13 protein-coding genes are annotated in these 12805 nt (G+C 71.3%); 4 read left to right on the top strand and 9 right to left on the bottom strand.

Going from position 1 to position 12805, the window contains the following annotated elements:
• Positions 1 to 8: 8 nt before the first annotated feature.
• Positions 9 to 1013, bottom strand: a complete 1005-nt coding sequence (locus ACZ6I3_RS06260) for a LacI family DNA-binding transcriptional regulator (protein WP_469412172.1) — start codon at positions 1011 to 1013, stop codon at positions 9 to 11.
• Positions 1014 to 1123: 110 nt separating this feature from the next.
• Here ACZ6I3_RS06260 and ACZ6I3_RS06255 point away from each other — a divergent pair, with 110 nt between their 5' ends.
• Positions 1124 to 2287, top strand: a complete 1164-nt coding sequence (locus tag ACZ6I3_RS06255; RefSeq protein WP_469412170.1) for a Gfo/Idh/MocA family protein — start codon at positions 1124 to 1126, stop codon at positions 2285 to 2287.
• A gap of 4 nt (positions 2288 to 2291) precedes the next feature.
• Here ACZ6I3_RS06255 and ACZ6I3_RS06250 read toward each other — a convergent pair whose 3' ends face one another.
• Together ACZ6I3_RS06250 and ACZ6I3_RS06245 are read right to left on the bottom strand one after the other, a co-directional pair.
• Positions 2292 to 2903 carry a TMEM175 family protein gene (locus ACZ6I3_RS06250; protein WP_469412167.1) on the bottom strand — a complete coding sequence of 204 codons (612 nt, stop codon included), beginning with the start codon at positions 2901 to 2903 and terminating at the stop codon, positions 2292 to 2294.
• A gap of 25 nt (positions 2904 to 2928) precedes the next feature.
• Positions 2929 to 3963 (bottom strand): LacI family DNA-binding transcriptional regulator, encoded by a 1035-nt coding sequence (locus ACZ6I3_RS06245; protein WP_469412165.1) that lies wholly within the window; start codon positions 3961 to 3963, stop codon positions 2929 to 2931.
• Between the two features lie 108 nt (positions 3964 to 4071).
• On the opposite strand from ACZ6I3_RS06245, the gene ACZ6I3_RS06240 reads away from it, so the two are divergent.
• Genes ACZ6I3_RS06240 through ACZ6I3_RS06230 form a run of 3 tightly spaced genes read left to right on the top strand, consistent with a single transcriptional unit; the run spans position 4072 to position 7069 of the window.
• Complete coding sequence (locus ACZ6I3_RS06240; RefSeq protein WP_469412163.1) at positions 4072 to 5229, top strand: phytanoyl-CoA dioxygenase family protein; 1158 nt, start codon at positions 4072 to 4074, stop codon at positions 5227 to 5229.
• Positions 5230 to 5237: 8 nt separating this feature from the next.
• Entirely contained in the window at positions 5238 to 6014 is a 777-nt protein-coding gene (locus ACZ6I3_RS06235; RefSeq protein ID WP_469412162.1) for an SDR family oxidoreductase, read from the top strand.
• A gap of 50 nt (positions 6015 to 6064) precedes the next feature.
• Positions 6065 to 7069, top strand: coding sequence for a Gfo/Idh/MocA family protein (locus tag ACZ6I3_RS06230; RefSeq protein WP_469412161.1), 1005 nt, complete (start codon positions 6065 to 6067; stop codon positions 7067 to 7069).
• A gap of 38 nt (positions 7070 to 7107) precedes the next feature.
• On the opposite strand, the gene ACZ6I3_RS06225 is transcribed toward ACZ6I3_RS06230, so the two are convergent.
• The 6 genes from ACZ6I3_RS06225 to ACZ6I3_RS06200 form a co-directional block, all read right to left on the bottom strand.
• Positions 7108 to 7710, bottom strand: coding sequence for a GOLPH3/VPS74 family protein (locus tag ACZ6I3_RS06225; protein WP_469412160.1), 603 nt, complete (start codon positions 7708 to 7710; stop codon positions 7108 to 7110).
• A 133-nt stretch (positions 7711 to 7843) separates the two neighbouring features.
• Complete coding sequence (locus ACZ6I3_RS06220) at positions 7844 to 8866, bottom strand: Gfo/Idh/MocA family protein (RefSeq protein WP_469412158.1); 1023 nt, start codon at positions 8864 to 8866, stop codon at positions 7844 to 7846.
• An 18-nt stretch (positions 8867 to 8884) separates the two neighbouring features.
• On the bottom strand, positions 8885 to 9787 hold the full coding sequence (locus ACZ6I3_RS06215) for a sugar phosphate isomerase/epimerase family protein (RefSeq protein WP_469412157.1): 903 nt from the start codon (positions 9785 to 9787) through the stop codon (positions 8885 to 8887).
• Position 9788: 1 nt separating this feature from the next.
• Positions 9789 to 10682: an ATP-binding cassette domain-containing protein gene (locus tag ACZ6I3_RS06210; protein ID WP_469412156.1), complete on the bottom strand. Its 894-nt coding sequence runs from the start codon at positions 10680 to 10682 to the stop codon at positions 9789 to 9791.
• A 5-nt stretch (positions 10683 to 10687) separates the two neighbouring features.
• A complete protein-coding gene (locus ACZ6I3_RS06205) occupies positions 10688 to 11764 on the bottom strand; it encodes an ABC transporter permease (RefSeq protein ID WP_469412154.1) in 1077 nt (358 codons plus the stop codon).
• Positions 11764 to 12783 (bottom strand): sugar ABC transporter substrate-binding protein, encoded by a 1020-nt coding sequence (locus ACZ6I3_RS06200; protein ID WP_469412152.1) that lies wholly within the window; start codon positions 12781 to 12783, stop codon positions 11764 to 11766. Before ACZ6I3_RS06200 ends, ACZ6I3_RS06205 begins: the two co-directional genes overlap by 1 nt.
• Between the last annotated feature and the right edge of the window lie 22 nt (positions 12784 to 12805).

Genomic DNA, 12805 nt, shown 5'->3' with positions numbered 1-12805 from the left:
GTACCGGTTCAGCGGGCGGGCGGAGGCGCCGTCGACCCCCGGATCTCCAGGGTGGGCGTGGCCAGTCCGACGCCTGCCGCTCCGCCGGAGCCCTCGAAGCGGTCCAGGAGGCAGCGGGCCGCGCGACGGCCGACCTCATGGCCGGCGTTGTCGACCGTCGTGAGCCAGACATGCCGCAGGCGCGCGATGCTCGTGTTGTCGTAGCCGACGACGGACAGGTCGCGCGGGACGCGCAGCCCCAGTTCCTCGGCCGCCGAGAGCACTCCGACGGCCGTGATGTCGTTGACGGCGAAGACGGCCGTGGGCCGGTCGGGGCGGTTGAGGAGGCGGACGGCGGCGCGGTAGCCGCCCTCCTCGGTCATGTCGCCGCTCTCGACGACGGCCCGGTCCGCCAGGCCGTGCTCCCGCATCGTCGCCTCGAAGCTGCGGCGGCGCAGTTCGCCGACGGCGCCGTAGCCGGCCAGGTGGGCGATGCGGCGGTGGCCGAGGCCGATGAGGTGCTCGGTGACCAGCCGGGCGCCCTTCTCGTCGTCGCCCGCGACCTGGTCCACCCCGGGCGGCACCGGCTCGCGGGCGCCCGCCAGGACGACCGGCATGCGCGCGGCGACCGCGCCGAGGGCCGCCGGGTCGGGCAGGGTGCCGACCACGACCAGCCCGTCGACGCGCAGGTCCAGCAGCGGGTCGGCCGGGTCCTGGCCGGTGCGGCGGTTGAGGCGCGCGTCGGCCAGCAGCATGTGCAGACCGTGGGCGTGCAGCAGGGAGTTCAGGCCGTCGAGGAGGTCGACGAACCAGGGGTTGCGCAGATCGTTCAGCAGGACGCCGACCGTGCGGGTGCGCTGTTCGCTGAGACTGCGGGCCGCGGCGTTGGGCCGGTAGCCGAGTTCCCGGGCGGCCCGGAGCACGGCGTCCCGCTTCTCGGGGCGCACCTGGCCGGAGCCGCGCAGCACCAGGGAGACCAGCGACTTGGAGACACCGGCCCGATCGGCCACGTCACGGATCGTCGGCGGTCTCATGGATGGACCGTTCCATGGATGCCGGCGGCTTGTCAAAGGCTTGACATCCACGGGAAACCGCGCTCAGGGTGGGCTGGACAGGTTCTGGAACGGTCCAAAGAGGGGCTCTCATGGTGGACACGCTCGGCGTCGCCGTCATCGGATTCGGCTGGATGGGGCGCGTGCACACCCAGGCGTACGCGCGCGTGCGGCACCACTTTCCGCGGTTGCCCCTCGTCCCGGAGCTGGTGACGGTCGCCGAGGAGGTGCCGGGCCGGGCCGAGGAGGCCGCCGCGCGGTTCGGGTTCGCCTCGACGACGCGTGACTGGCGCGAGGTGGTCGCCGACCCGCGCGTGAAGGCGGTCAGCATCACCGCCCCGAACTTCCTGCACCGCGAGATCGGCGTCGCCATGGCCGAGGCGGGCAAGCACATCTGGATCGAGAAGCCGGTGGGTCTGACCGCCGAGGACGCCGGCGCCGTGGCGGACGCGGTGGCGAAGGCGGGTGTGCAGGGCACCGTCGGCTTCAACTACCGCAACGCGCCCGCCGTCGAGGCGGCCCGCGAGCTGATCGCCTCCGGGGAGATCGGCACGGTCACCCATGTGCGCATCCGGCTGTTCAGCGACTACGCGGCTCATCCCGAGGGTGCGCTGACCTGGCGGTACGAGCGGGAGCGTGGCGGCAGCGGGGTGCTGGGCGATCTGGCCTCGCACGGCACCGACCTGGCCCGGCATCTGCTCGGCGACATCACCTCCCTCACCGCCGACACGGCGGTCTTCCTGCCCGAGCGGGCCCGCCCGACCGGCGCCACGGCGGGCCACAGCCGCGCCTCCGGCGGGGAACTCGGCCCCGTCGAGAACGAGGACTACGTCAGCTGCCTGCTGCGCTTCGCCTCCGGGGCGCGCGGTGTCCTGGAGGCCTGCCGGGTCTCGGTCGGCGAGCAGAACAACTACGGCTTCGAGGTGCACGGCACGAAGGGCGCGGTGTTCTGGGACTTCCGCCGCATGAACGAACTGGGCGTCAGCCGCGGCACGACGTACCAGGACCAGTCCGTCACCACGGTGTACGTCGGCCCGGGCCACGGCGAGTTCGCGGCGTTCCAGCCCGGGGCGGCGAACTCGATGGGGTACGACGACCTGAAGGTCATCGAGGCGTACCGCTTCCTGCGCTCGGTCGCGGAGGGCACCCCGCACGGGGCGACGCTCACGGACGCCGTGCACAGTGCGGCCGCGCTGGACGCGATGGCGCGGTCGGCGGCCAGTGGTGCGTGGGCGGACGTGTCCGCGGGGGCTTGACGTCTCAGGCCTGCTTCTGGATGCGGCGCCCGAGGAGGAACCTCACCGGGACGAGAACGAGCCACAGCCACATGGCGTGCGACCCCACGACCAGGGCCAGCGGGACGGTCACGGCGAACACCACCACCATCGTGGCGCTGTCGAGGAGGTAGAGCGTGGTGCCGGCCTCCGACGGGGTGCCGTGGCGAAGCCAGGGGCGTTTGGCCAGGACGGCGGCCAGCGCCAGGTGGCCGGCGCCCATCGCGGCGACGGCCGCCGCGTAGACGGCGACCGAGACGGGCTCGTCGCCGTACTCCGCGAGCAGCCTGGTGGGGAAGGGCACCAGGGCCGCGACACCCAGTCCGGCGATGCACAGGGTGATCACCTGTCCGTCGACCTCCCGCACATCGCGGAAGATCCTGCGATGGTCGTGCCAGAAGCTGCCGAGCACCGTGACGCTGAGCACGTAGGCCCCGAGGTCCGGGAGCAGCCGGCGCAGCGCCTGGTCGTACTGGGCCGCGTCGAGTCCGCGCGGTACGTAGAGGTCCAGGACCAGCAGGGTGATGGCGATGGCGAACACGCCGTCGGCGAGCGTCAGCAACCGGTCGGGCCCGCCGTCCGGGCGCGATGTCCACATGGGCACGACGGTAAGGCACCCCGCCTCACACGCCCGGGGCCTGCGGCGGCATGTTGTACGGCGTCACCACCTGGATCGCGGACGGCAGAGTCGGACCCGCCGGCGGCAGCGCGTCGTGCGCCCGCATGACGGTGTGGCAGGCCTCGCGTACGTCCTGGCGCAGGTCGTGGTGGAGCACGGCGGACAGGCGGTGCTCGCGCAGCAGCCGGGTGTTGTCGTGGTCGAGGTCGTGCGCGACGAACACGGCGCACTCGCGGCCGAGGTCCTCGAACGCCCTGAGTGTGGCGATGTTGCCGCCGCCGATCGAGTACACCGCGCGGATGTCCGGGTCGCGTTCCAGCGCGGCCCGGACGAGGTCGTACTGGGTGGCGTCCAGCCCCTGTCCCTCGGCGATCTCGACCAGCGTGCGCTCGGGGTGCCGGGCGCGCATGCCGCCGCGGAAGCCCATCTCGCGCTCCTCCTCGTTGCGGAAGAAGCCGCTGCTGAGGCTGGTGAGGATGTTGCCCGGCCGGTCGCCGAGCCACTGTCCCATCAGATACGCGGCCGTCGCCCCCGCCGCCCGGTCGTCGATGCCGACATAGGCGCGGCGGGCGCTGGCGGGCAGGTCGGTCACCAGGGTCACGACCGGGATGCCTGCGGCTTCGAGCCGGCCGACGGCGGCGGTGACCTCGGGGACGTCCGGGGCCTTGAGGATGACGCCCTGCGAGCCGCGCCGGGCGATGCGGTCCAGGGTCCGCACCAGTTCCCCGGCCGGGCCGGTCTCGCGGAAGTGGAAGCGGGAGCGCAGCACCGCCGGGTGCAGGGACGGCAGCTCGGCCTCCAGGGCGGCGCGGATCGCCGTGGTGAAGCGCTCGGGTGCCTGCATCACGATGTCGACCATGAAGGTCCGGCCGACGAGCCGGACCTGGGTGCGCTGCCGGTCCAGGTCGGCTATCGCCCGGCGCACCTCCCGCGCGGTGCTCTCCCGCACCCCGCCCCGGCCGTTGAGCACCCGGTCGACGGTCGCCTCGCTCAGTCCCGCCTGACGGGCGATCTCCCGGATCGGGAAGGGGTGGCCCATGCGCCGGCTCCTTGAGGGGTTTTTGATGGCTGCCTGCTGGTTGTTCGAGGGGTTTGTACTGACAAGAATGACAGGGCTGCGTCGCTCCGTGACCCCGAAGGGACGACGATGTCCTTCACTTCCGTACACCACCGTGCCTGGCTGTCCGAGCAGGACTGCGATCTCGACGCGTTCCGCTCGCTGGTCGAGCAGACGACGGATCCCGCCGACTATCCGCACGCCTCCGCCGTGGAGCGGAACGTGCCGGTCTACGACACCGGTCTGCTGGAGGGCGACCGGGTGGTCCAGGCCGAGCTGTCCCGGGCGCTCGCCGACGGTCCCGGCATCGTCGTCTTCCGCGGTGCCTTTCCCGATCCGGACGTCGTGGACCGGGCCACCGCCGTGTTCGAGGCGCTGATCGCCGAGCAGCGCGCCTCGGGCGCGACGGCCGGTGACCACTTCGCGAAGCCTGGCGCCAACGACCGGGTGTGGAACGCGCTGGAGAAGGCGGCCCTGTACGACGCGGAGGCCTTCGCCGACTACTACGCCAACGAGGTGCTCGCGCTGGTGGCCACGGCCTGGCTGGGCCCGGGCTACCAGGTCACCTCCCAGCTCAACGTGGTCAACCCGGGCGGCGCCGCGCAGAGCGCGCACCGCGACTACCACCTCGGCTTCCTGCCGAACGAGGTCGCCGCCGCCTACCCCGCGCACGTGCACCGCCTCTCCCCCGTGCTGACCCTCCAGGGCGCGGTCGCGCACTGCGACATGCCGGTGGAGTCCGGGCCGACGATGTATCTGCCGCACTCGCAGAAGTACGAGCCGGGCTATCTCGCCTGGCGGCTCCCCGGGTTCCGGGCGTACTTCGACGCGCACCAGGTGCAGTTGCCGCTCGCGAAGGGCGACGCGGTCTTCTTCAACCCGGCCCTCTTCCACGCCGCCGGCACCAACCGCTCGGCGGACATCCGGCGTATGGCCAACCTGCTGCAGGTGTCGTCCGCGTTCGGGCGCGCGATGGAGACGGTGGACCGGGAGGCCGTGGCGAACGCGGTGTACCCGGTGCTGGCCGAGCGCCGGGCCGGGGGCGCCGACCAGGCGTGGCTGGACCGGGTGATCGCGGCGAGCGCCGAGGGCTATCCCTTCCCCACCAACCTCGACAGCGACCCGCCGGTCGACGGCCTGGCCCCGCCCTCGCAGGCGGATCTGCTGCGGCGGGCGCTGCGCGAGGAGTGGACCCCGGAAGCGCTCCGTGCGGAGCTGCGGGCCGGTACCGAACGGCGAGAGAGCTGAGGAACCTCATGGGACTTCTGGACGACCGGATCGTCCTGGTCAACGGCGGCAGCCAGGGCGTCGGCGCCGCCGTCGCGCGGGCCGCGGTCCGCGAGGGGGCGGTCGTGGCCGTCACCGGGCGGCGCCCCGAACCCGGCGAGGCCCTGGTGGAGGAGCTGATCGCCGCAGGCGGCAAGGCCCTGTACATTCGGGCCGACCTGTCGGACGCCGAGCAGGCGAAGGCCTCCGTGGCCCGGGTCGTCCAGGCGTACGGCCGTGTCGACTGCCTCGTGAACTCGGCCGGGCTGACCTCCCGAGGGACGCTGCTGGACACCACGCCCGAGCTGTTCGACCAGCACATCGGGATCAACCTCAAGGGACCGTTCTTCGCCATGCAGGCGGCGGTCGCGGACATGGTGGCGCGCGAGGCGCCCGGCACCGTCGTCAACATCATCACGTCGTCGGCACACGGCGGGCAGCCGTTCCTCGCGCCGTACGTCGCCGCGAAGGCGGGGCTGATCGGGCTGACCCGCAACGCCGCGCACGCGCACCGGTGGGACCGGGTCCGGATCAACGGGCTGAACATCGGCTGGACCGCGACGGAGGGCGAGGACGCCACCCAGAAGGCCTTCCACGGGGCCGGGGACGACTGGCGTGAGCAGGCCGCGGAGAAGCTGCCGATGGGCAAGCTGGGCCAGCCGGACGAGATCGCCGACTTCGTGGTCCTCCTGCTGTCGGACCGGTCCGGGGTGGTCACCGGGTCGATCATCGATTGGGATCAGAACGTGCTCGGCGGACTCGACTGAGGAACACAGCGCGTAGCACCACCCCCCGTTCACACCTAGGAGCAATACCCATGCGTATCGGAATCCTCGGCCTCGGCCGTATCGGCGCCTTCCACGCCGAGACCCTCTCCGGGCTCGACGCCGTCGAGTCGCTCGTCGTCACCGACCCGTTCGCGAGTGCCGCCAAGGCCGCGGCCGAGCGGTTCGGCGCCGAGGTCGTGGACTCGCCCGAGGCCCTGCTGGCCGCCGGCGTGGACGGCATCGTCGTCGCGGCGGCGACCGACGCCCACCCGGCGCTGATCCTGGCCGGGGTCGAGGCCGGTGTCCCCGTCTTCTGCGAGAAGCCCGTGGCCAAGACGATGAGCGAGGGCGTCGAGGTGCTCAAGGCCGTCCAGGGCAGGGACGTGCCGATCCAGATCGGCTACAACCGCCGTTTCGACGCCGGGTTCGTCGCCGCACGGGCCGCCGTCCAGGCCGGTGAGCTGGGCACGCTGCACACCGTGCGGTCGACCACGCTGGACCCCGCGCCGCCGCCGGCCGCGTACATCGCCGCCTCCGGCGGCATCTTCCGCGACTGCTCGGTGCACGACTTCGACATCATCCGCTGGGTGACCGGCCGTGAGGTGACGGAGGTGTACGCCGTCGGCGGCAACCGCGGCGCCGACTTCATCAAGGAGGCCGGCGACGCCGACACCACCGGCGCGATCCTCACCCTCGACGACGGCACGATCGCGGTGGTCTCCAACTCCCGCCACAACGCCCGTGGTTACGACGTCCGCATGGAGATCCACGGTTTCACGGACTCCATCGCCGTGGGCCTGGAGGACAAGCTGCCGCTGCGCTCGGTCGAGCCGGGCGTGACCTTCCCCGCGGGCACCCCGCACGACTTCTTCATGGACCGCTTCACCGAGGCCTACCGCGCCGAACTGACCGCGTTCACCGAGGTCGTCGCCGGCACCCGCCCCTCCCCCTGCACGATCGAGGACGCCCTGGAGGCGGGCTGGATCGCCGACGCGTGCACCCTGTCGCTGCACGAGCACCGTCCCGTGACCATCGAGGAGGTGCGGGCGGTCTGACGTTCCGCTCCGGGGGGGCGGGTCCTGGCACCCACGGCTCACGGAGCGCGCCAGACGTTGGCGAACGCCTCGTCCTCGATGGCCCGTCGACGGCGGACGGCGCCCAGTTCCGCCACGGCGTCGACCACCGCGGCGAACACGGCCTGGGCCGCGTCGTCGGGCACCGGGAGGTCCTCGGGCACCTCGTCGCGTGCTCCGACGGCCGCCGCGAGTGTGGCGAGCACCGGCTCGTCGGTCGTCCGGCGGTGCCGGGCGCGCTGCCGGGCAGGGGACTCGACCGGCGTCGGCAAGGTGCTGCGGAAGCGGATCCAGGAGGCCCGCGGCCGTGCGAGGACCCCCTCTTCCTCGAGCACGGTCAGGTACTCCTGGGCCAGTCCACGGCCCCTGCGCCACAGCCAGTCCTCGATCGGCTCGTACGGCTGGTCACGCACCAGCGCGGTCGCGGCCTGCTCCAGCAGCGGGTCGTCGAGGGGCGGCGCCGGGCGGGACACGATGCGGTCGCCGTCCAGGGTCACCACCTCGGCACCGAGCAGGTCGATCACCTCGGCCCCGGCCAGCCCGAGCGACAGCTCACCCTGCGTGACCGGCCGGCCGGCGGCCCCGTCCATCGCCACGATCATCAAGTCGCGTGCCGTGCCCATCACCACTCCTCTCGGAGGCACTGATCACGCTACGCCGCGACCGCGCACGGGGCGACCCTGGGCGGGCGGCGCGACAGGCTCCGCCCGGGTCTGACGCACGCGGAAAGGGCCCGGGACATGCCCCGGGCCCTCTTCACGCGTACAGCGCGGGTCTCTCCACCAGCTCGACCTCCACCCGCCCGCCGTCCTCCAGCGCCCGTACGCCCGCCTCGCACACGGCCGCCGCGGCGTAGCCGTCCCAGACGCCCGGGCCGGTGACCTCGCCGCGCCGGGTGGCGTCGACCCAGGCCTGGATCTCGTGGTCGTAGGCCGTCTCGAAGCGTTCGGTGAAGTCCTGGGCGATGGTGCCGCCCCAGCGGCCTGCCATGTTGGTGACCAGGGCGTGGCCGTCGCCGACGCGGGCGGTGCCGCGTTCGCAGACCACCTCGGCCTGGACCTGGTAGCCGAAGCCGCAGTTGACGAAGATCTCCACGTCGGAGAGGGCGCCGCCGTCGGTCTCGAAGACGACGAACTGCGGATCGCGCAGCCCGTCGGGGGCATTGGCGGACGGGGTCGGGCGCAGCACCGTGACGGCCGTGATCTCGTGGCCGAGCAGCCAGCGCGTCGCGTCGGCCTCGTGGGCGACGGAGTCGGTGACGAGCATGGTGCTGGTGAAGAAGGGCGGGCTGGCCGCGTTGCGGTGCCGGTTGTGCACCATCAGCGGGCGGCCCAGCTGGCCGGTGGCCAGCAGGGCCTTCAGCTTCACGTACTCGGGGTCGTAGCGCCGCATGAAGCCGACCTGGACCCGGCGGTGGCCGAGGCGCGTTTCGGCTTCGAGGACGCGCAGGGCGGAGGCCGCGTCGGGGGTGAGCGGCTTCTCGCACAGGACGGGCAGATCGTGCTCGAAGGCGGCGAGCAGGGTGGCCTCGTGGGCCGGGCCCGGTGAGGCGATCAGGACGGCGTCGACGTCGGCCGCCGCCATCGCGGCGGCCGGGTCCGTGTAGGCGGTGCAGCCGCCGACGCGGGCGGCGACGGCTTTCGCGCGTTCCGCGTCGACGTCCACGACGGCTGTCACCCGTGCTCCGCTGGTGACTTCGTGGAGGCGGCGCACATGGTCGGCGCCCATCCTGCCGGTACCGATGACCGCGACTCCGAGGGTGGTGGCGCGCTCGGTCATGGCCGTCCTTTCGGGTCGTCAGGCGCCGCAGGACCTCAGGAACTTGCGGGTGCGCACCGCGATCGGCAGCGGCTTGTCCGGCTCGCAGGGGTACATGTCCTGCTCGACGATGGCGAAGAGGTCCACGCCCAGCTTCTGCGCGGCCGTCAGGACCGGGCCCAGCTCGGGCACACCGGCGGGTGGTTCGCACATCACACCGCGCGCCACCGCCGGGCCGAACGGCACCTCGTTCTTCACCACGTCGGCGAGGATGTCCGGGTCGACCTGCTTGAGGTGCAAATAGCCGATGCGCTCGCCGTACGTCTCGATCAGCTTGACGCTGTCGCCGCCGCAGTAGGCGTAGTGCCCGGTGTCCAGGCAGAGGTTGACCGCGTCGGAGTCGGTCGAGTCGAGGAACTGCTCGACGTGCTCCTCGGTGTCGATGTGGGTGTCGGCGTGCGGGTGGACGACGATGTCCAGGCCGTACTTGTCCTTCACCTCACGGCCGAGGCGCTCCATGCCCGTGGTGAGGTTGCGCCACTGCTCGGTGGTGAGCTCGGGCGCCTCCAGGATCTCGGCGGTCTTGTCGTCGCGCCAGAAGGACGGGATGACGACGAGGTGCTTGGCGTCCATGGCCTGGGTGAGCGCGGCCACGTTGCTGACCTGCTCCCAGGTGGATTCCCACTCGGACGGGCCGCGGTGCAGGCCGCAGAAGATGGTGCCGGCGGAGACCTTCAGGTTCCGCTTGGTCACCTCGTCGGTGAGCCGGGCCGGGTCGGTCGGCAGGTAGCCGTACGGGCCGAGTTCGATCCACGAGTAGCCGGCTTCGGCGACCTCGTCGAGGAAGCGTACCCAGGGCACCTGCTGGGGGTCGTCGGGGAACCAGACGCCCCAGGAGTCGGGGGCGGAGCCGACCCGGATGCGGTCGAGCGCGAGGGCCATGTCAGGACTTTCCTTCCGAGGACGCTGCTACGGGGGCGGTGAGGTCCCCCTCATCGGGGAGCTCTTCGACGTCGACGCCATGGACCTGCGCCAACTCGTGCTTGAGGGAGGCGAGTTCGGCGCCGCCGGCCATGTGGTTGGTCAGCTCTTCGAGGCTGACGTCGCTGCGGGAGGCGGACAGTTCCATGGTGCCCAGGCGCAGGACGCTGAAGTGGTCGCCGACCATGTAGGCGTGGTGCGGGTTGTGGGTGATGAAGATGACGCCCAGGCCCTTCTCGCGGGCGGCGGCGATGTACTTCAGCACGACACCGGACTGCTTGACGCCGAGAGCGGCGGTGGGCTCGTCGAGGATCAGGACGCGGGCGCCGAAGTAGACGGCGCGGGCGATGGCCACACACTGGCGCTGGCCGCCGGAGAGCGTGCCGATGGGCTGCTCCATGTCGTCCAGGACGATGCCCATGGCGCGCAGTTCCTCGTCCGCGGTCTTCTTCATCTTCTCGATGTCGAGACGGCGCACGGGCCAGGGGCCCTTGGTGATCTCGGAGCCGAGGAAGAAGTTGCGCCACACCGGCATCAGCGGGACGACGGCGAGGTCCTGGTACACCGTGGCGATGCCCTTGTCGAGGGCCTCGCGCGGGGTGGAGAAGCGCACCGGTGCGCCGTCGACGAGGAACTCGCCCTCGGTGTGCTGGTGCAGCCCGGAGATGATCTTGATGAGGGTGGACTTGCCGGCGCCGTTGTCGCCGAGGACGCAGGTCACCTTCCCCGGGTGCACTTCCAGACTCACGCCGTGCAGGGCGCGGACGTTGCCGTAGGACTTGCCGGCGCCCTTGAGTTCGACGAGAGCGGCGTCCTTGGTGGCGGCCTCGTCGGTGGCGGTTGCTTCGCTGGTCATTGCGGTCACCTCCGGGTCGCCGTGCGCTGGACCCACAGATTGATGAGGACGGCTCCGAGGAGCATCACGCCGAGGAAGGCCTTGAACCAGTCGGGGTTCCAGCCGGCGTAGACGATGCCCTGCTGCACCAGGCCGAACATGAAGGCGCCGAACACCGGGCCGATCGCCGAGCCGTAGCCACCGGTGAGCAGACAGCCGCCGATGACGGCCGCGGCGATGTAGATGAGCTCCGCGCCCACGCCCTCGCCGGACTGCACGGTGTTGAACGAGAACAGCTGGTGCATGCCGACGAACCAGGCGCCGAAGCCGACCAGCATGAAAAGTGAGATCTTGGTGAAGGTCACCGGGACGCCGACGGCCCGGGCCGACTCCTTGTTGCCACCGACCGCGAAGATCCAGTTGCCGTACTTGGTGCGCAGCAGCACCCAGGTGGCCAGGGCCGCGAAGACCAGCCAATACACCACGGTGATCTTGACGTTGACCCCGCCGACCTCGAACGTCGAGGCGAAGATCTTCTGCGCCTGGGCGAAGCCGTCCATGTCGCTGATGTCGTCGGTGGCCACGTTCTCGGTGACCAGCTTGGTGACGGCGAGGTTCACGCCCTGCAGGATCAGGAAGGTGCCCAGGGTGACCAGGAAGCTCGGCAGGCCGGTCTTGACCAGCAGCCAGCCGTTGAACGCGCCGATCGCGAGCGACACGAGCAGGGCGACGATCACGCCCACCCAGACGTTCAGGGTGAGCTGGTAGCTGAGCATCGACGCGGTCAGCGCCGAGGTGATCACGGCGACACCGGCCGACAGGTCGAACTCGCCGCCGATCATCAGCAGGGCCACGGGCAGCGCCATGATCCCGATGGTCGACGACTGGTACAGGATGTTGGCCATCGAGCTGCCGTCGCGCACCGGCGGCGCCGTGATCAGGAAGAACACGAGCACGGCGACGGCGCCGAGGAAGACGCCGACCTCGGGCCGGGCGAGCAGCCGCAGCGCGAGCGGGCGCTGCCGCGTCCGGCCGTCGGACGGCTTCCGGCCGGGGGCCGGCGGTGTGTCCACCGCCGGCGTGGCCTGCTGGGTCATGCTCATCACCGGGTGCCCTTCGCGGCGAACTCCCCGATCTTGTCGACGTTGGACTTGTCGACGAAGGCCGGTCCGGTCAGCACGGGCTGCTCACCGCCACCGCTGTAGTTGCCGTTGTTCTTGTAGAGCCACAGGCCGTCGACGGCCAGGTAGCCCTGGAGGTAGGGCTGCTGGTCGACAGCGAACTGGATGTCGTCGCCCTTGATGGCCTTGATGAGGTCCTTGTTGAGGTCGAAGGTGGCGACCTTCGCCTTGCTGCCGGCGTCGCCGATCGACTGCACGGCGGTCAGCGCGAAGGGCGCGCCCAGCGTGACGACGTAGTCGATGGACGGGTCCTGCTTGAGCTTGGCGGTGATCGTCGACTTCACGGACGGCATGTCGGTGCCGTTGACGTTCTGGGTGTCGAGCTTGCCCTCGAAGGTCTTCTCCACGCCGTCGCAACGCTGGGTCAGGCCGACGTTGCCCTGCTCCTGGACGACGCAGAGGGCGTGCTTGGCGCCGACCTCGTTGAGCTTCTTGCCGAAGGCCTCGCCGGCGACGGACTCGTCCTGGCCGAAGAACTCCAGCATGTTGAACTTCTTCCAGTCGCTCAGGCCCGAGTTGAGGCCGACGACGGGTATGCCGGACTTCTCGGCCTTGCCTATGACGTCCTTGAGGGCGTCGGGCTTGGCGAGGGTGACGGCTATGCCGTCGACCTTCTGGTCGATCGCGTTCTGGACCAGGTTGGCCTGGTTGCCCGCGTTCGGGTCGGCGGAGTAGACGAGCTTGATGTTGTCCTTGGCGGCCGCGGCCTCGGCACCCTTGCGGACGGTGTCCCAGAAGGTGTCGCCGGGCGCCTGGTGGGTGACGAGGGCGACGGTCATGCGCGGCGTGGTCGCCTTGCCGGCGGAGGCGTTCGCTGCGCCTTCCTCGGCCTCCTTGCCCCCGGAACTGCTGGAGCAGCCGGCGAGAGTCAGGGCCGCCGCCGCGGCCACGGCGACGACGGGCGTGATTCTGCGGGAGCGGGGGTGAGAAGAGCGGTCCATCTTTCCTGGCACCTCACTGTGC

This window comes from Streptomyces sp. NPDC041940, assembly GCF_055589465.1.
This window is presented reverse-complemented; position numbering and strand designations above follow the sequence as displayed.

Excerpts from the sequence above, each read along its gene's own strand:
- ACZ6I3_RS06260 (WP_469412172.1), bottom strand. The coding sequence starts at position 1,013 with ATGAGACCGCCGACGATCCGTGACGTGGCCGATCGGGCCGGTGTCTCC.
- ACZ6I3_RS06255 (WP_469412170.1), top strand. The coding sequence starts at position 1,124 with ATGGTGGACACGCTCGGCGTCGCCGTCATCGGATTCGGCTGGATGGGG.
- ACZ6I3_RS06250 (WP_469412167.1), bottom strand. The coding sequence starts at position 2,903 with ATGTGGACATCGCGCCCGGACGGCGGGCCCGACCGGTTGCTGACGCTC.
- ACZ6I3_RS06245 (WP_469412165.1), bottom strand. The coding sequence starts at position 3,963 with ATGGGCCACCCCTTCCCGATCCGGGAGATCGCCCGTCAGGCGGGACTG.
- ACZ6I3_RS06240 (WP_469412163.1), top strand. The coding sequence starts at position 4,072 with ATGTCCTTCACTTCCGTACACCACCGTGCCTGGCTGTCCGAGCAGGAC.
- ACZ6I3_RS06235 (WP_469412162.1), top strand. The coding sequence starts at position 5,238 with ATGGGACTTCTGGACGACCGGATCGTCCTGGTCAACGGCGGCAGCCAG.
- ACZ6I3_RS06230 (WP_469412161.1), top strand. The coding sequence starts at position 6,065 with ATGCGTATCGGAATCCTCGGCCTCGGCCGTATCGGCGCCTTCCACGCC.
- ACZ6I3_RS06225 (WP_469412160.1), bottom strand. The coding sequence starts at position 7,710 with ATGGGCACGGCACGCGACTTGATGATCGTGGCGATGGACGGGGCCGCC.
- ACZ6I3_RS06220 (WP_469412158.1), bottom strand. The coding sequence starts at position 8,866 with ATGACCGAGCGCGCCACCACCCTCGGAGTCGCGGTCATCGGTACCGGC.
- ACZ6I3_RS06215 (WP_469412157.1), bottom strand. The coding sequence starts at position 9,787 with ATGGCCCTCGCGCTCGACCGCATCCGGGTCGGCTCCGCCCCCGACTCC.
- ACZ6I3_RS06210 (WP_469412156.1), bottom strand. The coding sequence starts at position 10,682 with ATGACCAGCGAAGCAACCGCCACCGACGAGGCCGCCACCAAGGACGCC.
- ACZ6I3_RS06205 (WP_469412154.1), bottom strand. The coding sequence starts at position 11,764 with ATGAGCATGACCCAGCAGGCCACGCCGGCGGTGGACACACCGCCGGCC.
- ACZ6I3_RS06200 (WP_469412152.1), bottom strand. The coding sequence starts at position 12,783 with ATGGACCGCTCTTCTCACCCCCGCTCCCGCAGAATCACGCCCGTCGTC.